Annotated in this window: 12 protein-coding genes; 4 read left to right on the top strand and 8 right to left on the bottom strand. The window is 55.6% G+C overall.

Going from position 1 to position 24,357, the window contains the following annotated elements; genetic code table 11:
* Positions 1 to 25: 25 nt before the first annotated feature.
* The 5 genes from pheS to thrS all read right to left on the bottom strand — a co-directional run bounded on the left by pheS (position 26) and on the right by thrS (position 4,513).
* Positions 26 to 1,063 carry a phenylalanine--tRNA ligase subunit alpha gene (gene pheS / locus B9Z52_RS00590; protein WP_108412318.1) on the bottom strand — a complete coding sequence of 346 codons (1,038 nt, stop codon included), beginning with the start codon at positions 1,061 to 1,063 and terminating at the stop codon, positions 26 to 28.
* Between the two features lie 123 nt (positions 1,064 to 1,186).
* On the bottom strand, positions 1,187 to 1,549 hold the full coding sequence (gene rplT, locus B9Z52_RS00585) for a 50S ribosomal protein L20 (protein WP_108411932.1): 363 nt from the start codon (positions 1,547 to 1,549) through the stop codon (positions 1,187 to 1,189).
* 25 nt (positions 1,550 to 1,574) lie between these two features.
* Positions 1,575 to 1,778 (bottom strand): 50S ribosomal protein L35, encoded by a 204-nt coding sequence (rpmI, locus tag B9Z52_RS00580; protein ID WP_108322580.1) that lies wholly within the window; start codon positions 1,776 to 1,778, stop codon positions 1,575 to 1,577.
* Positions 1,779 to 1,913: 135 nt separating this feature from the next.
* A complete protein-coding gene (gene infC / locus B9Z52_RS00575; protein ID WP_108411931.1) occupies positions 1,914 to 2,507 on the bottom strand; it encodes a translation initiation factor IF-3 in 594 nt (197 codons plus the stop codon).
* An 86-nt stretch (positions 2,508 to 2,593) separates the two neighbouring features.
* Complete coding sequence (thrS, locus tag B9Z52_RS00570; RefSeq protein ID WP_108411930.1) at positions 2,594 to 4,513, bottom strand: threonine--tRNA ligase; 1,920 nt, start codon at positions 4,511 to 4,513, stop codon at positions 2,594 to 2,596.
* Between the two features lie 437 nt (positions 4,514 to 4,950).
* Here thrS and B9Z52_RS00565 point away from each other — a divergent pair, with 437 nt between their 5' ends.
* Positions 4,951 to 18,060 (top strand): YDG domain-containing protein, encoded by a 13,110-nt coding sequence (locus B9Z52_RS00565; protein ID WP_108411929.1) that lies wholly within the window; start codon positions 4,951 to 4,953, stop codon positions 18,058 to 18,060.
* A complete protein-coding gene (locus B9Z52_RS00560; RefSeq protein WP_108411928.1) occupies positions 18,057 to 19,751 on the top strand; it encodes a ShlB/FhaC/HecB family hemolysin secretion/activation protein in 1,695 nt (564 codons plus the stop codon). Before B9Z52_RS00565 ends, B9Z52_RS00560 begins: the two co-directional genes overlap by 4 nt.
* Before the next feature lie 89 nt (positions 19,752 to 19,840).
* Here the strand turns inward: B9Z52_RS00560 and aceA are convergent, their stop codons facing one another.
* Both aceA and rraA read right to left on the bottom strand, forming a co-directional pair.
* Complete coding sequence (gene aceA, locus B9Z52_RS00555; RefSeq protein ID WP_108411927.1) at positions 19,841 to 21,172, bottom strand: isocitrate lyase; 1,332 nt, start codon at positions 21,170 to 21,172, stop codon at positions 19,841 to 19,843.
* Between the two features lie 251 nt (positions 21,173 to 21,423).
* A complete protein-coding gene (gene rraA, locus B9Z52_RS00550) occupies positions 21,424 to 21,942 on the bottom strand; it encodes a ribonuclease E activity regulator RraA (protein ID WP_108411926.1) in 519 nt (172 codons plus the stop codon).
* Here rraA and B9Z52_RS17790 point away from each other — a divergent pair.
* Both B9Z52_RS17790 and B9Z52_RS00545 read left to right on the top strand, forming a co-directional pair.
* Complete coding sequence (locus tag B9Z52_RS17790; protein WP_158270485.1) at positions 21,941 to 22,174, top strand: hypothetical protein; 234 nt, start codon at positions 21,941 to 21,943, stop codon at positions 22,172 to 22,174. The genes rraA and B9Z52_RS17790 overlap by 2 nt on opposite strands.
* A gap of 2 nt (positions 22,175 to 22,176) precedes the next feature.
* Positions 22,177 to 22,560 carry an SWIB/MDM2 domain-containing protein gene (locus B9Z52_RS00545; RefSeq protein WP_108411925.1) on the top strand — a complete coding sequence of 128 codons (384 nt, stop codon included), beginning with the start codon at positions 22,177 to 22,179 and terminating at the stop codon, positions 22,558 to 22,560.
* An 81-nt stretch (positions 22,561 to 22,641) separates the two neighbouring features.
* On the opposite strand, the gene B9Z52_RS00540 is transcribed toward B9Z52_RS00545, so the two are convergent.
* On the bottom strand, positions 22,642 to 24,342 hold the full coding sequence (locus B9Z52_RS00540; protein WP_108411924.1) for a thiamine pyrophosphate-binding protein: 1,701 nt from the start codon (positions 24,340 to 24,342) through the stop codon (positions 22,642 to 22,644).
* Between the last annotated feature and the right edge of the window lie 15 nt (positions 24,343 to 24,357).

The raw sequence follows: 24,357 nt of genomic DNA, 5'->3' as shown, positions 1-24,357 counted from the left end.
GCGTTCAGGGAAGACAGGAAGAGGCTTATTGGAATTGGCTCAGAAAACGCACATCGCCGTCAAAGAACAGGCGCAGGTCGTTCACACCGTAGCGCAGCATGGTGAAGCGGTCCATGCCCATGCCAAAGGCAAAGCCGATGAACTTCTCGGGGTCCAGACCCATGTTGCGCACCACGTTAGGATGGACTTGGCCAGAGCCACCCACTTCAAGCCAGCGACCAGCCAGCGGGCCACTTTGGAACTGGATGTCGATCTCGGCACTGGGCTCGGTGAATGGAAAGAAGCTGGGACGGAAACGCAGCACCAGATCGTCGCTTTCAAAGAAGGTGCGGCAGAAATCGGTGACCACCACCTTCAGGTCTTTGAAACTCACGTTCTGACCAATCCACAGACCTTCGCACTGGTGAAACATGGGTGAGTGGGTGGCGTCGCTGTCCACGCGGTAAGTGCGGCCTGGCGCGATGACTCGGATCTCGGGCATGCCCTGACCCGCATCGAGTTGGTTTGTGTAGCGCTTGACGTGCTGCACTGCATGGCGAATCTGCATGGGGCTCGTGTGCGTGCGCAGCAGGTGGCCGCCTTCGACGTAAAAGGTGTCGTGCATGGAGCGGGCCGGGTGGTCTTCTGGCGTGTTGAGCGCGGTGAAGTTGAACCAGTCGGTCTCGATCTCTGGGCCTTGGGCCACTTCAAAGCCCATGGAGCCAAAAATTTGTTCCACGCGTTCGAGCGTGAGTGAGACGGGGTGCAAACCGCCTACATTGGCGCTGCGGCCCGGCAAGCTCACATCGAGCGCCTCGGCCTTGAGCTGCGCTTGCAGCTCGGCGTCGGCCAGAGCCTGGCGGCAGCCGTTCAGCGCGGCCTCGATCGCTTGCTTGGCGAGGTTGATGGCCGCACCGCGGGTTTTCTTGTCTTCCACGCTCAGAGCGGCCATGCCCTTCATCAGCTCGGTCAGGCGACCGGCTTTGCCCAGAAATTGGGCTTTGGCGTTTTCGAGGTCAGCAGGTGTCAGTGCCTGCGCAAAACTCTGGCGGGCGGATTCGACCAGGGTGTCCAGCTCGTTCATGGTGTGGGAGATCTGTGGGTGATCTGTGTAATGGGGAATAAAAAAGGGATTGAAGCTTTTGTGAGCCTCAATCCCTTTGATCGAGTGCGCGGCATGAACCAAAGGTTCATGTCACTCATGAAATCAAGCTGAGGCCAACTTGGCTTTAACTTGGTTCACGATGCCAGCAAAAGCGGCCTTGTCGTGCACGGCGATGTCCGCCAGCATCTTACGGTCGATTTCGATGGCAGCCTTTTTCAGGCCGTTGGCGAACTGGCTGTAGGTCAGACCGCATTCACGCGCAGCGGCGTTGATACGGGCAATCCACAACTGACGGAACACACGCTTTTTGGTACGGCGATCACGGTAGGCGTATTGGCCAGCCTTCATCACCGCCTGTTTGGCGATACGGAAGACATTGCCGCGGCGACCGCGGAAACCTTTTGCAAGGGCCAAAACTTTCTTGTGACGGGCACGTGCCGTTACACCACGTTTAACGCGAGGCATATTTTTCTCCTAGTTCGTCAGTGAATTACAGGCCAGCCATAGGCAGCATCTGCGCCATGTGACCCATATTGGTCTCATGCACAGCCACTGCACCGCGGAGGTGGCGTTTGTTCTTGGTGGTCTTCTTGGTCAGGATGTGACGCTTGAAGGCTTGACCGCGTTTAACGGTTCCACCTGGACGAACACGGAAGCGCTTTTTAGCACTGCTTTTGGTCTTCATCTTGGGCATATCAATGCTCCTTTATTTGTGCTCGTGAGGCGTCTGCAAAAATTTTGCAGCCTTGATGGCCCCGAGCCACTTTTACAAAAACCACCCGAAGGTGGTCTCAGACTCGACCAGCCCGAAGGCCAGTCAAATTCTTCTTCAAGCCGATTCTGCAGATGCTGCCGTGTCCGCTGCTTTGCCTGCAGGTTTTTTACGGCCAGGCGCGATCATCATGATCATCTGACGACCTTCGAGCTTAGGAAACTGCTCAACGAGAATCAAATCAGCCAGCTCATCACGAATCCGGTTCAGCAAGGCTATGCCCAGCTCTTGGTGGGTGATCTCACGACCGCGGAAACGCAAAGTGATCTTGCATTTATCGCCATCTGCCAAAAAGCGGCGGATGTTGCGCATCTTGATGTTGTAGTCACCATCGTCGGTACCAGGGCGGAATTTAACTTCCTTGATGTCAATGACCGTTTGCTTGGCTTTGGCTTCTGCCGCACGCTTTTGCTCTTGGTACTTGAACTTGCCGTAGTCCATCAAACGGCACACAGGTGGATTGGCAGTGGCGGCAATTTCAACCAGGTCCACGTCCAACTCACCTGCCATGCGCAAGGCGTCTGCCAGTGACAAAATGCCCAATGGCTCGTTTTCAGGGCCGGAAACACGCACCTCAGGGGCCATGATTTCACGGTTCAAACGGTGTTTGCGTTCTTCGCGTTGGCGACGATCACGAAATTCGGTAGCGATGACTCAATCCTTCAAGGGTAAAAACTGCGAAAAGCAGCCTAACCGCCTTTGTGCCCACGGGCCAAAGCTTGTGGCGAAACTCACCTTCAGGCTTTAGAAGCGATGTCGGAAGCGATGAGTTCAATGAACGCATCGATCGACATCACACCGAGGTCTTTGTTGCCTCGGGCGCGCACTGCGACGGTACCTGCTGCCTTTTCCTTATCGCCAGCGACAAGGATGTAAGGCAGCTTTTGCAACGAATGCTCACGTATTTTATACGTGATTTTCTCGTTGCGCAGGTCAAAATCGACCCTAAGGCCTTGATTTGACACTGATTTCTGCAATTTTGCAGCGATTTCGCGACAGTAATCGGACTGCGCATCGGTGATGTTGAGCACTGAGACCTGAAGCGGTGCCAGCCAAGTGGGCAAGGCACCTGCGTGTTGCTCGATCAAAATACCGATGAAACGCTCCATGCTGCCCACGATAGCGCGATGCAAGATCACGGGCCTTTGACGCGAGCCATCTTCGGCCACGTATTCAGCATCCAGGCGCTCGGACAGGTTGAAGTCCACCTGAATCGTGCCGCACTGCCACTCACGGCCAATCGCATCTTTCAGGGTGTATTCGATCTTGGGACCGTAGAAAGCGCCGTCACCCTCAGAGATCACAAAATCGCAACCCGAGGCACGCAAGCTGTCCATCAAGGCTTTCTCAGCCTTGTCCCACAGATCGTCCGACCCAATGCGCGCTGCTGGCCGGGTGGAGACCTTGTAAAGGATGTCTGTGAAACCGAAATCGGCATAGACTTTCTTGAGCACCTTGGTGAAGGTGTCGCACTCGGGCAGGATCTGGTCTTCAGTGCAGAAGATGTGGCCGTCGTCCTGCGTGAAGCCTCGCACGCGCATGATGCCGTGCAGGCCACCCGAAGGCTCGTTGCGGTGGCACTGGCCAAATTCACCGTAGCGCAAAGGCAGATCGCGGTAGCTCTTGATGCCTTGCTTGAAGATCAGGATGTGACCCGGGCAGTTCATCGGCTTCAAGGCGTAATCGCGTTTTTCCGATTCGGTGGTGAACATGTTGTCACGGTACTTGTCCCAGTGGCCGGTCTTTTCCCACAGGCTCTTGTCAATGATCTGTGGACCCTTGACCTCTTGGTAGCCGTTGTCGCGGTACACCTGACGCATGTACTGCTCAATGGTTTGCCAGACGGTCCAGCCTTTGGGGTGCCAGAACACCAGGCCTGGCGCGTGTTCGTCAATGTGGAACAGGTCGAGTTCGCGGCCCAATTTGCGGTGGTCGCGTTTTTCGGCCTCTTCCAGGCGGGTCAGGTACAGCTGCAAGTCATCTTTGCTGGCCCATGCGGTGCCATAAACACGCTGGAGCATCTCGTTCTTGCTGTCACCTCGCCAATAGGCGCCTGCCACCTTCATCAGCTTGAAGTGCTTGAGCTTGCCGGTGCTGGGCACATGCGGGCCGCGGCACAGGTCTTCAAACGCGCCTTCTCGGTACAAGCTCACGTCCTGATCGGTGGGGATGCTGGCAATGATCTCGGCTTTGTAGTGCTCGCCCAGGCTCTTGAAATAGGCCACCGCTTCATCACGCGGCAAAACACGACGCACCACGGGCTCATCCTTGTTGGCCAGCTCGGTCATGCGTTTTTCAATGGCCACCAAATCTTCTGGCGTAAAAGGGCGACTGTAGGAGAAGTCGTAATAAAAGCCGTTATCGATCACTGGACCGATGGTGACTTGCGCCTGAGGAAAAAGATCCTTGACGGCATAGGCCAGCAAGTGGGCGGTCGAGTGACGGATCAACTCCAGACCTTCAGGGTCCTTGGCAGTGACGATGGCCAGTTGAGAATTGCCCGCAATGCTGAAGCTGGTGTCAACCAATTGACCGTTGACCTTGCCGCCCAAAGCCGCCTTGGCCAAACCTGTACCAATGGACGCGGCCACTTCGGCCACCGTCACAGGGCCGGGAAATTCACGCAATGAACCGTCGGGAAGGGTAATCTGAACCATGAGTTTGCAATTAAAAAAGCGCGGCAAAGGCCGCGCTTGAAAGAGATATCTAAACGCTGAGGGTAGATTTTACGCCGCCCAATGCAGGTGCTCAGGGCAAAGCCCCTGTACGGCTTGTTGGCCAGACATTGTCTGCGCCTCCCTCACCCCTCTTTTTCCCCGCCCTCCCCCCCATTTCCCAATGGCGCTTGGCTTTTGATTCATTGCTTCAAGGCCCCTTTGCGGGTCGTATGGCGCAGGCTTGCTTGGCCACACAGCGCATTGAATGACCGCCAAACGCACGCACCAGCGTGACACCGTCCAGCAGGGTGGCACTTTCATCACGAATAACAAATAATTTAATTTGATACGCCAATCAGCGTATATACGTATTAAGCAAATTCAATAGAATTCATAAGTCTTCAATAAATTCAAGAAATTTGCTGACTGCAAGCCATATGAACACCAATTGCTATAAAACCATCTTCTCTGAACGCCTGGGCGCGCTCGTGGCTGTGGGCGAACATGCCACCGCCACAAGCAAAACAGCAAGCGGCCAAGCTTGCCATGGCCACGTGGCACCACAGGCAGTGGTCAACACCGTGTTCGAAGGTTTTGTGGGCATTTTGCGGCTGATTTTTGCATCAGGGGCTTTGGTTTGCATCGCTTTGGGAACAACGCAAGCGAAAGCAGGCGGCAACTTGTTCTCTACCGTTTTGCCTCAAGGAGGCATTGTCAGCACGGGTTCGGCCACCATTGGCAACAACGGTGCCCAAATGACCATCAACCAAAGCACCGACAAGGCCAGCATCAACTGGCAAAGCTTCAGCATTGGCAGCGATGCGGCTGTCAACATCACACAACCCAGTGCATCGTCGGTATTGCTCAACCGTGTGATCGGCAACGACCCCAGTCAAATCCTGGGCAAGCTTTCAGCCAATGGACAGGTGATTTTGCTCAACCCCAACGGCATCGTATTCGGCAAAGATGGCTCGGTCACAGCCAGCGCCTTTACAGCCAGCACCTTCGGCTTGAGTGATGCTGATTTCAAGGCCGGCCTGTACAAATACAAGCGCAACGGCAGCTCAGCGTCTGTGGTCAACCAAGGCACGATTGAAACTGCTGCCGGAGGCTTTGTGGCCTTGATCGGTGCCACAGTCACCAACGAAGGCATCATCCACGCCCCCCAAGGCGATGTGATGCTGGTGGCCGCAGAAAACGCCACCCTGCCCGCCCCCCCCAGCACAGTGAGCGTGCCATTGAGCAAACGCGTGCGCCTGGAGCTGGACCCAGCGGCCATCAACACCGCAGTGAACAACACCGAAAGCGGCGTGATCGTCACAGAGGGTGGACAAGTATTGCTGCAAGCAGCTGCACTCAGCACGGCAGTAGCCAGCGTGACGCACAGCGGACACATCGACACATCAGCCCCCCAAGCGGGGGCGGTCACGGTCTTGGCTGATGGAGGCGTCATCAAGGTCGATGGCAGCATCACAGCCAACAGCTCAGGTCACACCGATGGCCAAGCCAATCGAGGCGGCGATATTGTCATTGGCCGGGATGAACAAACGGGTGCATTGGCCAAGGCCACCGACGTGAGCGGTGCCAAGTTGGAAAGCCAGCGCGGCTTTGTCGAGACTTCGGGCAACCACCTGGTCACACGCGAGGTCTCTGTCAAAGCAGCCGAGTGGTTGCTGGACCCGTCCGACATCACCATCTCCAGCGCCGCCGACAGCAATGTGACGGGCACCAGCCCTGCCGACACCACGCCCAACGGGGCCACGGGCACCAGCAGCGTGGTCAGCGTCAACACCATTCAGACGGCCATCAACGCGGGCACCAGCGTCACCATCAAAACCACCAATGACAGCAACACCACGGGCGCTGGCAACATCACCCTCGCCAACGCCTTGCTCTTCAACAACCAAGGGGCCACAGACGCCAGCTTGAACCTGGTGGCCGACAACGGCATCACGCAAAACGCGGGCGCATCGATCACCACCAACGCCGCAAGCGCTCAACGGGTCAACGTCAACTTGACGGCCAACGGCAACTACCAGGGCAACACAGCCGAACACGCCAGCAGCCAAGGCATTGTGCTGAGCAGCACCATCAACACCAATGGCGCGGTCACCTTGACGGGCACTAACAAAAACACGGGTGCAGGGGCTGGCGTCCAATTCGGTTCTGGTGCCAGCATCACCACCCCAGGCGCTGTGACGGTCACGGGCACATCGACTTCTGGAACAGGCTACGGTGTTGCCTTGAACAACACCCTCATCGATGCAGGCACCACAGGTGACATTTCGATCACGGGGACGTCCACAGGCAATCACGGCGTTTTCAACAATTTGACATACAGCAACGCCTACAACATGAAGTTGCTGGGCAAAAATGTCTCCATCCATGGCAGCACATCGGGTGCGGGTTCATCGGGTTTTCTCAGCTACATCGGTGCATTCGCGGGCAACACCGTTACAGCAGCCGGGAATCTGTCGATCACCGGCACCGTGAATGGCGAAGGCTCCGGCAAAGCCATTGATCACGGCACGACCAGCTGGCAAAACCTGGTCAGCGCGTACACAGCGGGTGGCACCCTCAGCATCACTGGCACCAACGCCTCTGCGGCCAACACCAGTCCCACCATCAGCATGGTGGGTGTTCAGGCCAGGGCCGACGGGGACCTGACCGTCAGTGCCACCACCAACAACGCCGCTACAGACGCGATTTTCATCAATTCTTCCGCATACTTTGCAGGTGTCCCAGCTCCAGGCTATATAGGCGGCGCATCTTCATTTGTATCGACAGGCGGCAACACCACCCTCAAGAGCAATCAAGGTTCGATCTTGATTCAAGACGGGGTACCCAACTCGGTGACCTCAACGGCCATCACCGGCAAGAACGTGATCATCGACAACACGGGCGGCACGTTCGCTGGGGGCGTTTTCACGGCAGGCAGTGGTGTGTCCACAGCCTCTGGCCGCTCAGGCGTCCAAATCGCTGACAGCTTGCGAGCCACCGACCCGAATTTGGCCAGCAACCCAATGCTGCGCACCATCACCGCGACTGACGGGGGTCAGATCGTTTTGAGCGGCAAGAAGGCAAGCACTCTGGGCAGCGGTGTTGAAATCAAAAGTTCCGCCGCTTTGACGGCCGCGAACATCACCATCAACGGCGAAAACACCGGCGCATCCGGCGCGGCGATCAACATCAGCAATGGTGCTGCCAGGTTGACATCCACACAAGCCACCACATTGACTTCTGGCGGGGTGGGCTCTGGCACTTCTTTGGTGGCTGCTGGCAACATCTCTGTTGGCACCCAACTCACCGTCACCAACCCTGCGGTGGGCTCCATTTCGGGCACGATCAGCGGCACCGGCTCACTGCTGAAATCAGGCGCAGGTCAACTGACCTTGTCAGCCTATAACGCCACCACAGGGAACTACGAGACCAACACATTCTCGGGGGGCACCACCATCAGTCAAGGCGCACTGGTGATCGGGCATGGCGGTGGCAACTACAACAAAACGGCAGGCACCGGCGCGATCGTTGTGGGCGATCTCAATACGGGCAACAACAACGTGAGTTTGCTGGTCGAAAAAGGCACGCCTGGCAATGAATGGGGTTACCTGACCAGAGACATCACTTTCACCAACAATGGCACAGGCACAGCCACCTTGGGCACCACCTATGGACCTGCGGGCGAGACGGGGCGGGGCTGGTCGACGGTCAACAGCAAAATCACCCTGAACCGGGATGTGTTTATCAACGATGCCACCAACGACCGATTGACACTGGACGGTCAAATCACAGGCACGGGCAACATCACCTTGACCGGCACCCGCATCACGATGGGCGCCGTCAGCGGTACAGGAATTTCGGCCAATGATTTTGTGGGCAATGTCACCATTTCCTCGGGCACGGTACTTCAAGCCAGCGCCAAGTACAACCTGCCCACCACGACGAATGTGATCAACAACGGCACACTGCGCATGCTGGATGGCAATCACCAATCGATCGATGGGCTTTCGGGTTCGGGCAAAGTCGAAACCGCAAGCACTTCAGGCGGCTTGCTGACCACCTTCAGCGTGGGCAACAACAGCAGCAGTGCAACGTATACCGGCACCATCGTCGGGACTTCATCACCCTTGAACTTGGTCAAAAACGGCACGGGCACACAAGTTCTGGCGGGCAACAACACTTACGCCGGCACCACCACCATCAACGCAGGCACCTTGCAAATTGGCAACGGTGGTACGGCGGGCACCATTGGGACAGGTGCCATCACCGACAACGGTGCACTGATTTTTAACCGCAGCGATAACGCTTTGGTGGTCAGTGCCAAAATTTCTGGCACGGGCACTGTGACCCAGGCGGGCACAGGCATGACCACGCTGACAGCTAACAACGACTGGAGCGGCTCCACCACCATCAGCGCAGGCACTTTGCAAATTGGCAATGGCGGCACCACAGGCACACTGGGAACCTCCACCACCGTCACAGACAACGGCACACTGGCTTTCAATCGCAGCGACAACATCACGGCTGACCAGAAAATCACCGGAACGGGTGGGTTGACCAAGGCCGGCACTGGCACGCTGACATTGATGGACTCGGCCAGCCTCAATGGTGCCAACAACTACAGCGGGGTGACCACCATCAGTGCCGGCACTTTGCAAGTGGGCGATGGTGGCACATCGGGCCATTTGGGCACCGGCAACATTGTGGACAACGGCAATCTGGTGATCAAACATTCCGATGCGGTCACGATCAGCCAGATCATCAGTGGATCAGGAAAATTGACCCAGTCAGGGACAGGTGTCACCACCTTGACCGGTGTCAACACCTACACAGGTGGCACCGATGTGGTGTCGAGCATGCTGCAAATTGGCGATGGAACCAACAACGGACAGATTGGTTCAGGTACGACCAACATCGCTTCGGGTGCCACCCTGAATTTCAACGTCAAGACGGGAACAACAGCCAACTATTTAACCAGTAACACGTTCACAGGAACAGGCACGCTGCAAAAAACGGGTGCAGGTGGTTTAACCTGGAGTAGTGCTTCTGCTGTTTTTGGCATGACCGGCGGTTTGATCGATGTGCAAGCCGGGGTTCTTGTTGGATCGAACAGTGCCAATGACATCTGGACCAACAACAAAGCTTCACTGAATGTTGCAACCGGCGCCACGTTTCAGGGTGTGGAAGGCAACATCACCGTGGATGCCTTGACCGGCGGTGGAACGGTCAACTCAGGGTTTCCAGGTTATGGGTATGGCATCAATGTGGGAGTCAACAACGGCTCAGGCACATTTTCAGGGGTCATCCAGGATGCGAACGGACAAGCAGCCAAACTGACCAAAATAGGCACAGGCACGCAGATCCTGACGGGCAACAACACCTACACCGGCACCACCACCATCAGTGCGGGTGTCTTGCAGGTCGGCAATGGCGGCACCACGGGGAATTTGGGCACAGGTCCGGTGGTGGACAACGCCGCTTTGGTCTTTAACCGCAGCAATACGCTGACCGTGGGCAACGCCATCAGCGGCACGGGCACGCTGACGCAATCCGGTACAGGCACCACCATCCTGACAGGCACGAACACCTATTCGGGCACCACCACCATCAGCACAGGCACTTTGCAAGTGGGCAACGGTGGCACCGCTGGCACCTTGGGCACTGGCGCAGTGGTGAACAACACCAATCTGGTGTTCAACCGTTCCAACGCCTTGCTGGTGAGCGGTGCCATCAGCGGCACAGGCACCTTGACCCAAATGGGTTCGGGCACAAGCACCTTGGCTGCAGACAACACGTATGCAGGCACCACCACCGTCAGTGGTGGCACCTTGCAGGTGGGCAACGGTGGCAGCACAGGCACCTTGGGCGCAGGCGATGTCACGCTCAGCAACAACGCCACTTTGAGCTATGTGCGCTCCGCCAGCACCACCATCGCCAACACCATTTCTGGCGCAGGCAACGTGTCGGCCAACATCACGGGTGCAACCAGTGACCTGACGGTCAACCGCAGCATCAACCTGACAGGCGGCACGGCGAACTTGGTCACCGATGGCAACCTGTTGGTGAAGCAAGGCATCAGCACGACAAACGCCACGGCGTCAGCCGTGTTTCTCGAATCCGGCAAAGCCACGGCAGCGGGCACAGCCACAGGCGGCGACATTCAGATTTCGGGCAGCGGTGCGGTCACCGTGGGCAGCGGTGGACGCGCCACCTACATGACGGGTTCTATTTTGGGCAGCACCGGCATGGGGGTCTTGGCCGGCAACAACCGCTACAACAGCGATGAAGTCACCACCAGCTACACCTCAGCCTTGGGCTCTGGCGCTTATGCCATTTACCGCGAACAACCTCTGGTGACCGTGCAGGTCAACAGTGTGAGTAAAACCTACGATGGCCTCGGCTTCAGCGGTGGCTCCCTCAACAGTACATTGACATCCGGGGCATTGGCCAATGGCGACACATTGGCTGGGCTCACGGCCAACGTTGCATTCGGTGGCTCTTCGCAGGGCACTAAAAATGCATCGGCCACACCGTATGTGATTTCGGCCATCGACGCAGGCGGTAAAAACGCGCTGGGCTATGGTCTGACCTACAGCGCGGGCGAATTGACCATCAACAAGGCCAACCTGACGATCACAGCCAACCCTGTCACCAAAACTTATGACGGCACCAACAACGCTTCGGGCTTGGGCACGGTAGCTTCATTGGCGGGTGCGGGGGGCGGTGATGTGGTCAACAGCACAGGCACCCAAGCCTTTTTGGACCCCAATGCGGGCTCTAATAAAACTGTGCGAGCTTCTGGTGTGACGATCAAAGATGCGGCAAATGCCGACATGACCGGCAACTACAACATCACCTACACCGACAACACCAGCAGCCTGATCAACAAGGCCAACCTGACAGTCACGGCAGTCGACGATGCCCGTTTTGTAGGACGCACAGACACCGTTGGTTTCAAAGGGGCCTATTACACAGGTTTGGTGAATGGCGAGACCAGCAGCGTGCTGGGCGGCACCCTGGCCATCACGCGCACCAATGCTTCGACCCTGGGCGCTGGTGTTTATGCAGGTGTTTTGTCGCCATCCGGACTGACTTCGGGCAACTACAGCATTGCCTATGCCACCGGCAACTACACCATCGTGCCGGCCAATCAGTTGTTGATCAGCAACGACAACATCAGCACCACATATGGCAGCAACTGGACTTACAACCCCACAGCCCAGTACTTGGACGGCAAAAACGACACCATCATCACACTCAACCGCACTGTCAGCGGCAGCGGGTTTACTTTCAGCGATGGCGCAGGCACTTCGGTCACTGCAACGCTCAAGCCCTATGCAGGCACAAGCCCAGCCGGGCTGAGCAGCTCTGGCAACACGGTGGTAGGCAACTACAGCATCAAGGACGTCAGTCCCACAGTGGTGGGGGGCAACTTTGTCGGTGCGCCTGTCTTTGCTGGCAGCCTGAGCATCACCACCAAGGCCATCACCCCTAATGCCACCGGCGTGAGCAAGGTTTACGACAGCACCACGGCCATGACCAATGTGCAGGTGGGTTTGACAGGTGAAATCACTGGCGACAACTTGTCCATCAGCGGCAACGGTGCGTTTTCTCAAAAGAATGTGGGCACGGGCCTGAACTACACCATTGCCAACATCGCATTGAGTGGTGCCGATGCCAGCAACTACCACCTGAGCGGTGGTTCATCCAGCCTCTCAGGGGCAGACGGCGCCATCACTGCTGCGCCACTTGTGCTGACTTCCAGTAATGTGATCAAAACTTACGATGGCACAACCAGCGCTTCGGGTTCTGCTGCGGTCACACAAAACACACAGTTGTTTGGTTCAGACAACCTCAGTGGTGGTGCATTCACGTTCACCAATAAAAATGCAGGCACCGGTAACAAAGTGGTTGAAGTTTCGGCTGTGACCGTGAACGATGGCAACAACGGGCAGAACTACACCGTGACCTATGCCAACAACACCACAAGCACCATCAACAAAGCCCCCCTGACTTTGACGGCCAACAGCGACACCAGCAAGGTCTACAACGGCACGGAACAAAGTGTGAATGGCTTTGCCATCACCAGCGGGAGTCTGCAGGGAACTGACAGCATTTCGGTGGACCTGGCCAGCATCTCCGCTGGCGCCAAGGGTACACATGCAGGTACTTACAGCAGCACGCTCAATGACGCGTCTTACACCAACGGCAACTACGCGATCACCAAAATCAATGGCAGCTTGTTCATTGACCAAAAAGAAGTCAGCCTGGCGGCCAGCAAAATTTACGACGGCAACAAAACACTCACAGGTGCCCAGCTGAGCATCACCACCGGTGTAGGCACAGAGAGCCTTGGGTACACCAATGCCACGATGAACAGCAAAAACGTGGCTGACAACAGCATCAACTTTGTGAATGCGGTGACCCTGATCGATGGTCCCAATGGGGCTTTGGCCAACGATTACAAATTACCCGCCTTGAGTGCTGCAAGCATTGGCAATACGGCTGTGCTGTCGGCCAAAGGATTGACCGGCAGCATCGCGGATGTGACCACCACTTATGGCACACCGGCCTCCACGGGCGCAGTCAGTTTGATCGGAAAAATCGGCACAGACGATGTTCTGGCTTCCAGCGCTGCAACCCTGGTCAACGGCACCAACAGCAGCAGTGGCAACCTCAAAGCAGGCAACTATGCACAAACCGTCGGCACAAGCTTGACTGGTACAGACGCCAACAACTACAGCTTTGCAGGTCTGACCACGCCGACCGCCAACTATGTGGTCAACAAACTGGCACTGACCGGCTCCATCGCACAAGGTGTAAGCGTTTATGGCTCTGGCATGACTGCTGGCACAGTGAACTTGACCAACAAGGTCGGTTCAGACGATGTCCATGCCAGTGGTGTGAACATCGATACCAGCGGCAGGACCAGCACAAGCGGCAACCTCAAAGCCGGTGATTACGCGGCAATCCAATCCCTCACTGGCCTGAATGGTGTTGACAAAGACAACTACAGCTTTGCCGATATCAAAGGCGACTATAAAGTCAGCCAACTGGCCCTGACCAATGCCGCCATTGCCGGTGTCAGCACCACCTACGCCACAGCAGCCGATGCAGGTGCCGTGAGCTTTGGCAATGTGCAAGGCGTTGACAAGGTGATAGCCTCCGCCTCCATCGTGAACGCGGCCACAAGTTCAAGCGGTAATCTCAAAGCGGGTAGCTACAAGCAGACCGCCACAACGATCACCGGTGACGACTCGGCCAACTACAGCTTTGCCGGACTCACAACCACGGACAAGAACTATGTGGTCAATCAACTGGCCTTGACCAATGCCGCGATTGCCGGTGTCACCACCACCTACGCCACAGCAGCTGACGCCGGTGCCGTGAGCTTTGGCAACGTGCAAGGCGTTGACAAGGTCACTTCTGTGGCCTCCATTGTGGACGCCGCCACAAGTTCAAGCGGTAATCTCAAAGCGGGCAGCTACAAGCAAACCGCCACAGCGATCACTGGTGACGATTCAAGCAACTACAGCTTTGCTGGACTGACCACCACCGACAAGAACTACGTCGTCAACCAACTGGCCTTGACCAACGCCGCGATTGCCGGTGTCACCACCACCTACGCCACTGCAGCCGATGCAGGTGCCGTGAGCTTTGGCAACGTGCAAGGTGCTGACAAGGTGACCGCCTCCGCCTCCATCGTGGACGCCGCCACAAGTTCAAGCGGTAATCTCAAAGCGGGCAGCTACAAGCAAACCGCCACAGCGATCACTGGTGACGACTCCGCAAATTACAGCTTTGCCGGGATCGTTACCACCGACAAGAACTACGTCGTCAACCAACTGGCCCTGACCAATGCCGCCATTGCTGGCGTCACCACCACCTACGCCACAGCAGCTGACGCCGGTGCCGTGAGCTTTGGCAATGTGCAAGGTGCTGACAAGGTGACGGCCTCCGCCTCCATCGTGGACGCTGCCACAAGTTCAAGCGGTAATCTCAAAGCGGGCAGTTACAAGCAGACCGCCACAGCGATCACTGGTGACGACTCGGCCAACTACAGCTTTGCCGGGCTCACAACCACCGACAAGAACTATGTCGTCAATCAACTGGCCTTGACCAATGCCGCGATTGCCGGTGTCACCACCACCTACGCCACTGCAGCTGACGCCGGTGCCGTGAGCTTTGGCAACGTGCAAGGTGCCGACAAGGTGACAGCCTCCTCCTCCATCGTGGACGCTGCCACAAGTTCAAGCGGTAATCTCAAAGCGGGCAGTTACAAGCAGACCGCCACAGCGATCACTGGTGACGACTCGGCCAACTACAGCTTTGCCGGGCTCACGACCACCGACAAGAACTATGTGGTCAACAAGCTTGATCTGACCAATGCCGCCATTGCTGGCGTCACCACCACCTACGCCACTGCAGCTGACGCCGGTGCCGTGAGCTTTGGCAATGTGCAAGGCGTTGACAAGGTCACTTCTGTGGCCTCCATCGTGGGCGCTGCTACCAGCAGCAGCGGCAATCTCAAAGCGGGCAGCTACAAGCAAACCGCCACCGTCATCAGCGGTGACGATTCTGCCAACTACAGCTTTGCTGGACTGACCACGACCGACAAGAACTATGTCGTCAACCAACTGGCCCTGACCAATGCCGCCATTGCTGGCGTCACCACCACCTACGCCACAGCAGCTGACGCCGGTGCCGTGAGCTTTGGCAACGTGCAAGGTGCTGACAAGGTGACGGCCTCCGCCTCCATCGTGGACGCCGCCACCAGCAACAGCGGTAATCTCAAAGCGGGCAGCTACAAGCAGACCGCCACAGCGATCACTGGTGACGACTCGGCCAACTACAGCTTTGCCGGGCTGACCACGACCGACAAGAACTATGTGGTCAACCAACTGGCCCTGACCAATGCCGCCATTGCCGGTGTCACCACCACCTACGCTACAGCAGCCGATGCAGGTGTGGTGACGTTCAGCAACGTGCAAGGTGCTGACAAGGTGATAGCCTCCGCCTCCATCTTGGACGCTGCCACCAGCAGCAGCGGCAATCTCAAAGCGGGCAGCTACAAGCAAACCGCCACAGCGATCACTGGTGACGACTCGGCCAACTACAGCTTTGCCGGGCTGACCACGACCGACAAGAACTATGTCGTCAATCAACTGGCCCTGACCAATGCCGCCATTGCTGGCGTCACCACCACCTACGCCACAGCAGCTGACGCCGGTGCCGTGAGCTTTGGCAACGTGCAAGGTGCTGACAAGGTGACGGCCTCCGCCTCCATCGTGGACGCCGCCACAAGTTCAAGCGGCAATCTCAAAGCGGGTAGCTACAAGCAAACCGCCACCGTCATCAGCGGTGACGATTCTGCCAACTACAGCTTTGCTGGGCTGACCACGACCGACAAGAACTATGTGGTCAATCAACTGGCCTTGACCAATGCCGCCATTGCTGGCGTCACAACCACTTACGCCACTGCAGCTGACGCCGGTGCCGTGAGCTTTGGCAATGTGCAAGGCGTTGACAAGGTCACTTCTGTAGCCTCCATCGTGGGCGCTGCCACCAGCAGCAGCGGCAATCTCAAAGCGGGCAGCTACAAGCAGACCGCCACCGTCATCAGCGGCGACGATTCTGCCAACTACAGCTTTGCTGGACTGACCACCACCGACAAGAACTACGTTGTCAACCAACTGGCCTTGACCAATGCCGCCATTGCTGGCGTCACCACCACCTACGCCACAGCAGCTGACGCCGGTGCCGTGAGCTTTGGCAATGTGCAAGGTGCTGACAAGGTGACGGCCTCCGCCTCCATCGTGGACGCGGCCACAAGTTCAAGCGGTAATCTCAAAGCGGGCAGTTACAAGCAGACGTCGAACGCCATCACGGGCGACGATTCAAGCAACTACAGCTTTGCCGGACTCACAACCACCGACAAGAACTATGTCGTCAATCAACTGGCCCTGACCAATGCCGCCATTGCTGGCGTCACCACCACCTACGCCACAGCAGCTGACGCCGGTGCCGTGAGCTTTGGCAACGTGCAAGGTGCTGACAAGGTGACGGCCTCCGCCTCCATCGTGGACGCCGCCACAAGTTCAAGCGGCAATCTCAAAGCGGGCAGCTACAAGCAGACCGCCACAGCGATCACTGGTGACGATTCAAGCGACTACAGCTTTGCCGGACTCACAACCACCGACAAGAACTATGTGGTCAATTCAAAATCCATCACCTTGTCAGGCATCACCGCTTTTAACAAAATCTACGATGGCAAAACACATGCCGATATCGAAACAGGTAATGCCCTGTTCAATGGCATCGAGTCAGGCGACAAGTTGACCGTCACCTCTAGCGGTAACTTCAGCGACAAAAATGCTGAAACGGGTAAGACGGTGAATCTCAACAACACCCTGGGTGGTCCAGATCTAAGCAATTACAACGTTGCAGGCCAAAGCTTCACCATCGCCGACATCACACCAAAAAAAGTCGCCTTGTCGGGCATCGTCGCAGCTAACAAAACATATGACGGTACCAGCAGTGCCAACATCTTTGTCTCCAATGCCGTCTTCAGCGACTTGGTTGCGGGCGACAAACTGACCGTCACCTCCACCGGCAACTTCAGTGACAACAATGCCGCCAATGGCAAAACCGTGCGCCTGAACAACACCTTTGGGGGTGCAGATGTGCGCAACTACAGCGTGACCGATCAGGCCACAGCGACCGCAAATATCAGCAAAAAAGATGTTTCTTTACTGAGCATCACAGCAGCCAACAAAACCTACGACGGCAACACCGATGCCGTTGTGATTTCAGGCGACATCCCAACTGGCGTGACTTCCGAGACTTTGGCCATCAGTGGAGCGGGCAATTTTTCTGACAAAAATGCCGCTGCGGGCAAGCTTGTGACTGTGACAGATGTCGCCACATTGCTCAAAACCAATGGCACAGGTACTTGGGACAACTACAACCTGACGTCGACCGGCTCGGCGAGGACAATGGCCGATATCAAGCCCAAAAACGTGACACTCGAGAGTATCACAGCTGCAAACAAGATGTTCGACGGCACCACAGAGGCCACCATCACATCTGGGGTAATCAACACTGGCATTGAAACTGAAATTCTATTGATCAGCGGTAAAGGCAATTTTTCTGATTCGGCACCAGGAAGCCTTAAAACTGTGACCGTGAACAATGTGGAAACACTGACAAAAACCAACGGCACAGGCAACTGGAATAACTACAAGCTCAGCACCTCAGGCGCCGCAACGACCAAAGCAACGATCACGGATCAACCGTCAAAACCGGTACCGCCGATTTCACCAAGCAAACCTAAGGATCTGACTTCTCGCGTGAAAATTAACCTTGGCTCAGAGCCCTTATCTGAGCGTACTTTTAGCGAGAATGTTGCTGAAGAAACTTGTTTTGAAAACGACCCTGAGACATGCTTTTGCGAAGCATCGACTGTCCATGAAGAAGTGATTGTTTGCTACGAAAAAGAAATTAAAAATAAACCTCGATCGTTACTGACAGGACTTTCTTCCAAATGAAAAAATATCAAATAATTAAACCCGGTTTCAAAATTGGGCTCATTGCCAGTGCGTGCATATGTGTTTTTCTCACGAGGACTGCATACGCTCAAACAGCCCCTTCCGCTGCCGACGTTCTGCGCAACATCGAGCAAAACAAAATTGACTTCAGTCGCTCAACTCAAAAACCAGCGGCCCAGCAAGAAACCCCATCCGTCACAACCGATCAAGGGTTTTCTCTCCTTAAAGAAATTCACGTGACCAGCCCTATGTACCAACAAGAGCTGATGGCGTTCTGGAAGAGTGAAATCAACAAGCCCGTTCCAGCCCAAAAGATGAGTGAGTTCAAAGCTTTCGCATGGAATTTCTTTCAAAAAAAAGGCTATCTGGCCTACATCACAACCAGTACTGAATTGACACCAGAAGGCACAATTTTGACAGTGGACACTGTGTTTCCGACTGTAGGAAAAGTGTTTGTTGTGACAACAGAAGGTAACAAGGGAAAAGAGTTCGCTGACGAGGTGACTCGTCGCTTCAGCACCATTTACAAGTCAGGCACGACCGTCGATATTCAAGGGTTTGAAAACCAGCTCAATGCCGTGACCTATGATCTTCCTGTTGAGCTTGAAGTGAGCATGCGTCAAACCAACCGCACTGTGGTGGATGTTGTCATTCACTTGCGAACTGTTGACGCTCAAACAGGCCATGTGCTGGGCGGCATATTACAAGCCAACAATTATGGATTACAGCAATTTGGACGTGCGCAATTGCTCGGCAATGTTCGCATTGCTGGCTTCACGCCACTGTCTGAACTTGGTTTGACAACACAACAATCTGAAGGTGTCGGCTATTACCGTGCCGATTACGAAGCCCCTGGCATCGCAAGGGGTGTGCGCTGGAAAGTGTATGGCAGTGACGTCAAAAGCCAATCGATTAAAACCAATGGTTCGTCACAGGAGTTCGGAGCCGGTTTGACGAAGTTATTGAGCACGGATCGCACCGGTCGTTGGTTAGCTGCTATGGAAGTATCACGCCGTCAAACAGAAAACTCTACGGTTGGTCTTGTGACAGCCAATCGCGTAGACCAACAACTGAGACTGAAACTGCGTGCAGAATCCTCTAAAGGATGGACGGACAGCTTCAATAATGAACTGATTTTGACCACGGGTTATATCAATTTAGATCGACTTGACACCGACAAACTTTACGATGCATCGACATTGAAAGTCGCTGGCAAGTACCAAAAGCTGGAAATGAATGGCGGCGTATCGCAAAGACTCGATAAGGATGGCATTTACACGGGATCCATCCGGTGGAGAGCTCAAGCTGCATCCAAAAATCTGGACAGTTACAACAAAATTGCGTTGGGCGGTATCAACGGAATGCGGTCTTTCTCGTCGATCGACGGGGTTGGCGACCAAGGGGCGCAGCTCTCGTTTGATTTCACTCACCAAGTTGTGCCCGAAGTTTGGGGCGGTCTGTTTTATGACATAGGTGCAGTAAAGAGTGATCACAGACCAGTGAGCAGCGCAACAAACTCCATCGCGTACATGCTCCAAGGTGCAGGCATGCAACTCGGGGGCACAATTGACAAAGCGTATTGGACCTTGTCAATGGCCGTGGCAATCGGTAAAAAACCCAGCGTATGGACCACAGCGAATACACAGCCTGGAGATATGCGGATCAACTTTGCTGTCACAAAACCATTTTAATTTTGAAGCCGAAAAAACCACCCGATGCTCTCGCAGCAGGTGGCTTTTTCTAAAGAAATGCGCTTTTAGAGCGCACTTTAATTGGTTGATCAGTGGAACTGCTCTTCTTCTGTAGAGCCTGTCAAAGCTTTCACAGAAGACGAACCGCCCTGGATCACAGTGGTCACGTCGTCGAAGTAGCCTGCGCCCACTTCTTGTTGGTGTGACACGAAGGTATAGCCCTTGTCGCGTGCTGCGAATTCAGGCTCTTGCACCATGTTGACGTAATGCTTCATGCCTTCGCCGTTGGCGTATGCATTGGCGAACTGGAAGGTGTTGTACCAGTTGATGTGGATACCCGCCAAGGTGATGAACTGGTACTTGTAGCCCAATGCCGACAAGTCCTCTTGGAACGAAGCGATTTGGCTGTCGTTGAGGTTTTTCTTCCAGTTGAAAGAAGGCGAGCAGTTGTAAGACAACAACTTGCCGGGGCATGCCGCGTGCACAGCTTGTGCGAATTCGCGAGCGAAGCCGATGTCTGGCACACCTGTTTCGCACCACACCAAATCAGCGTAGGGAGCGTAAGCCACGCCACGGCTGATGGCTTGTTCCAAACCGTTTTTGACGCGGTAGAAACCTTCTTGTGTGCGCTCGCCGGTCAAGAATGGCTTGTCATTGGCATCGTGATCAGATGTGATCAAGTTGGCAGCTTCAGCATCGGTACGGGCCAACACGATGGTGGATGTGCCCATCACGTCCGCAGCGAAACGTGCAGAGATCAATTTCTCGCAAGCTTCTTGTGTAGGCACCAACACCTTGCCGCCCATGTGGCCGCATTTCTTCACGGCAGCCAGTTGGTCTTCGAAGTGAACGCCAGCAGCACCTGCCGAGATCATGTTCTTCATCAGTTCAAAAGCGTTGAGCACGCCACCGAAACCGGCTTCAGCGTCGGCCACGATGGGCAGGAAGTAGTCGATGAAGTCCTTGGAACCTGGCTCGATGCCACGGCCCCACTGGATTTCGTCTGCGCGCTTGAAGGTGTTGTTGATGCGGCGAACCATGGTGGGTACCGAGTCGTAGGCGTAGAGCGACTGGTCGGGGTACATGGTTTCCGATGTGTTGCCGTCAGCAGCCACTTGCCAACCGGACAGATACACAGCTTCCAGACCGGCTTTGGCTTGTTGCATGGCCTGGCCAGCGCTGATGGCGCCAAAGGCATTGACGTAACCTTTTTTGGCGCCGCCGTTGACTTTTTCCCACAGCTTTTCTGCACCGCGCTTGGCCAGTGTGTGCTCGATTTGCATGCTGCCGCGCAGACGCACAACGTCAGCAGCGGAGTAACCGCGCTTGACGCCTTTCCAACGGGGGTTGGTGGCCCAGTCTTTTTCGAGGGCGGCGATTTGTTGTTCACGGCTCAATTGTTGGTTGAGGTTTGCTGGCATGTCAGGACTCCTGAAGTCAAGTTGAAATCGGGCGATGTGGGCAGCGGATTCTGCTTTGTCGTTGGACAAAGCTTAACTCTTGTACAAGACATATTCTTATTCTTATGTCTTATACAAGAGTTATTTTTATTTGTTTAAATTCAGCAACTTACGCATATATTTTCTCAATGCGAAATTGTATTTCCCATATTGAGAAAAAATGAAGCGGTGCCGCATGTGTTTATTTCATATTATAAAAAACTGAATGTGCATCATGAAACAGCATGCAAAGCAATGCTGCTGATGACGATGCCATCCAGATCGGCATAGAGCCAGTCACCGGTTTTGACTGGAACGCCTTGTATGTGAATGACCAAGCCCGTCTGCCCCTGTGCAGAACGATCGGTCGGCATGGGGTTCAAAGCAAGTGCGCGAATGCCGGTCTCCAGGGCAGCCAACTCGGCTGCATCACGCACACAACCATCAATAACTATGCCAGCCCAGCCATTGCGCAAAGCAGCAGTGGCCAGATTGCCTCCTAATAAGGCGCGACGCATTGAAGCTCCGCCATCGACCACCAGCACGCGGCCGTGACCTTCGGACTCCACCGCCTGCTTGACATGGCTGTTATCTTCATAGCATTTGACCGTCAAGACAGGGCCAGCAAATTTCACGCGAGCGCCATAGTTCTGGAAGACCGTTGGAATGACGCGAAAGTCTGCGATGCCGTTCGTTTTCTGGTCATCACAAAAATCACACGTTGAAAAAGCAATCGAGGATGCTGTGGGCATGGCGGAGTCCTTCAAAAAAGTGAGAGTGGAAATCAGCTCACTTACACAGTCCATACGCACCATGCAGGGGCAAAAAGTCTTGAAATGCGCGAGGAGCAAGACAAATCCGGAACAACCCCTAGCAAAAATTGATTTTTCCGCTTGGAAAGTACAGCTTTCTCCAGTAGCATGCGTTGAGCTGAAAACGCATCGTTTTTCAGCGGCGAACCAACTTCCGATCAAAGGAACTTAACCATGGCAACTGCGAAAAAAACTCCGGCTAAAAAAGCTGCTCCCGCTAAAAAAGCAGCACCGGCAAAGAAAGTCGCTCCAGCAACCAAAGCTGCAGCACCCGCTAAAAAAGTAGCGGCCAAAGCTCCCGCGAGCAAACGCACACCCAACGCTGCGTTCATGAAAGCACTGACCCCCAGCGCCGCATTGGCCGCTGTGGTGGGTGCAACTCCCCTGCCGCGCACTGAAGTCGTGAGCAAGATGTGGGTGTACATCAAGAAACACAACTTGCAAGACGCAACCAACCGCCGCGCCATCAATGCTGACGACAAGCTCAAAGCAGTGTTCGGCAAAGCGCAAGTCACCATGTTCGAAATGGCTGGCTTGATCGGCAAGCACCTGAAGTGATTCTGGTGAGCCCATGAAAAAACCCGCTTCGGCGGGTTTTTTCATGTCCAAAGCAGCGCCAACAGCGCAGCGTGCAAGTTTTCAAGCCTGGCGCTTGGCCAAGGCAGACTCGGTGATGGCGCTCAGCGTGCCTCGGGTGGTGATCACCTCCGGATCGAGCATCACCTCAATCAAGGTGCCCTGCGGCCTTTGCAGTGCATCGAGCAAGGCTTGCTCGAACTCTGCCGTTTTGTGAATCCGTGTGGCTGCATAGCCGTAGGCCTGAGCCAGCATCACGAAATCAGGATTGCTCAGTTGTGAACCCGTCACATGTGTGGGGTATTCACGCTCCTGGTGCATGCGGATCGTGCCGTACATGCCATTGTTCAAGAGCAAGATGATGCTCTTGCCGCCATGCTGCACGGCAGTGGCCAGCTCCTGCCCATTCATCAGGAAATCACCATCACCAGCGATCGTGAAGGCCAAACGCCCTGTCAACAGATTGGCGGCAATGCCCGCCGGCACGCCATACCCCATGGCGCCAACGGTTGGCGCCAGCTGGGTTTTGTGACCTTTGACCAACCCATGGTGTTTGAAGAACCGGTGCATCCAGCTGGCAAAGTTGCCTGCGCCGTTGGTCAATACCGCATCTTCAGGCAGGTGTTTTTTCAGCGTGGCCACGATGGCCGGCATGTCGATGTCGCCAGGCAGTGCTTGCGGCTGCAGATTGGCCAGGTAATCGGCATGGGCTGAACGCGCCCAATCTGTCCATGGCAAGTCGGCGGGAGCGGTCAACACCTCTAGGCTCCTGGCCGCGGCGTTCATGGTGGACAGAATGGCCAGATCGGCTTGGTAGACCCGGTTCAACTCTTCTGCACTGCCATGGATGTGCACCAGCTTTTGCTGCGTCTTGGGTGCCTTCAGCAAGCTGTAGCCGCCGGTCGTCATCTCGCCCAAACGTGGGCCGATCGCCAGGATCAAATCCGAGTCTCGCACACGAGTCGCCAAGGCTGGATTGATGCCGATGCCCACATCGCCCGCATAAAGAGGATGGTGATTGTCAAAAGTATCCTGAAAGCGGAATGCGTTGCCCACAGGCAATTGCCAGTTCTCCGCAAAGCGCTGCAAGGCCTGCGCAGCCTGCACGGTCCACCCACCGCCGCCGCAAATGACCAGTGGTTTTTGGGCCTGCAGCAGCATGTCCCGCAACGTGCGCAGTGCACCGGGGTCGCTCCAGGCCTGCACAGGCTCCACGCGCGGCAAAGCCTGCACATGGTCAACGGCCTGGGTCAACATGTCTTCGGGCAAAACCAGCACCACAGGACCCGGACGTCCGTTCATGGCAGTTGCAAATGCCCGCGCCACGTATTCGGGCAAGCGCTCGGGGTCGTCGATGCGTTCGACCCGCTTGGCCATGCCTTTGGTCGACGGGCCGAAGAAATGGGTGTAATCCATTTCCTGAAAGGCCTCGCGGTCGCGTGTATCGCTGGCCACATCGCCCACAAAGAGCACCATCGGTGTGGAATCCTGAAAAGCCGTGTGCACGCCAATCGAGGCATTGGTCGCACCTGGACCCCGGGTGACGAAACAGACACCGGGGCGGCCCGTCAACTTGCCTTGCGCTTCGGCCATGAAGGCCGCGCCACCTTCTTGGCGACAGATCACAAAACGGATCTGGTCGCGGTGCAGGTGGAAACCATCGAGTACCGCCAGATAACTTTCACCCGGCACGCCAAACGCATGGGTAACGCCTTGGGCCAAGAGGCATTCAACGAGAAGGTGGCCTGCAATTTTTTGTGTCATGCGCTGATTTTGCCC

Origin of the sequence: Limnohabitans sp. Jir72 (assembly GCF_003063575.1) — a bacterium.
Lineage (GTDB): Bacteria > Pseudomonadota > Gammaproteobacteria > Burkholderiales > Burkholderiaceae_C > Limnohabitans_A.
This window is presented reverse-complemented; position numbering and strand designations above follow the sequence as displayed.

Excerpts from the sequence above, each read along its gene's own strand:
- pheS (WP_108412318.1), bottom strand. The coding sequence starts at position 1,063 with ATGAACGAGCTGGACACCCTGGTCGAATCCGCCCGCCAGAGTTTTGCG.
- rplT (WP_108411932.1), bottom strand. The coding sequence starts at position 1,549 with ATGCCTCGCGTTAAACGTGGTGTAACGGCACGTGCCCGTCACAAGAAA.
- rpmI (WP_108322580.1), bottom strand. The coding sequence starts at position 1,778 with ATGCCCAAGATGAAGACCAAAAGCAGTGCTAAAAAGCGCTTCCGTGTT.
- thrS (WP_108411930.1), bottom strand. The coding sequence starts at position 4,513 with ATGGTTCAGATTACCCTTCCCGACGGTTCATTGCGTGAATTTCCCGGC.
- B9Z52_RS00565 (WP_108411929.1), top strand. The coding sequence starts at position 4,951 with ATGAACACCAATTGCTATAAAACCATCTTCTCTGAACGCCTGGGCGCG.
- B9Z52_RS00560 (WP_108411928.1), top strand. The coding sequence starts at position 18,057 with ATGAAAAAATATCAAATAATTAAACCCGGTTTCAAAATTGGGCTCATT.
- aceA (WP_108411927.1), bottom strand. The coding sequence starts at position 21,172 with ATGCCAGCAAACCTCAACCAACAATTGAGCCGTGAACAACAAATCGCC.
- B9Z52_RS17790 (WP_158270485.1), top strand. The coding sequence starts at position 21,941 with ATGGCGGAGTCCTTCAAAAAAGTGAGAGTGGAAATCAGCTCACTTACA.
- rraA (WP_108411926.1), bottom strand. The coding sequence starts at position 21,942 with ATGCCCACAGCATCCTCGATTGCTTTTTCAACGTGTGATTTTTGTGAT.
- B9Z52_RS00545 (WP_108411925.1), top strand. The coding sequence starts at position 22,177 with ATGGCAACTGCGAAAAAAACTCCGGCTAAAAAAGCTGCTCCCGCTAAA.
- B9Z52_RS00540 (WP_108411924.1), bottom strand. The coding sequence starts at position 24,342 with ATGACACAAAAAATTGCAGGCCACCTTCTCGTTGAATGCCTCTTGGCC.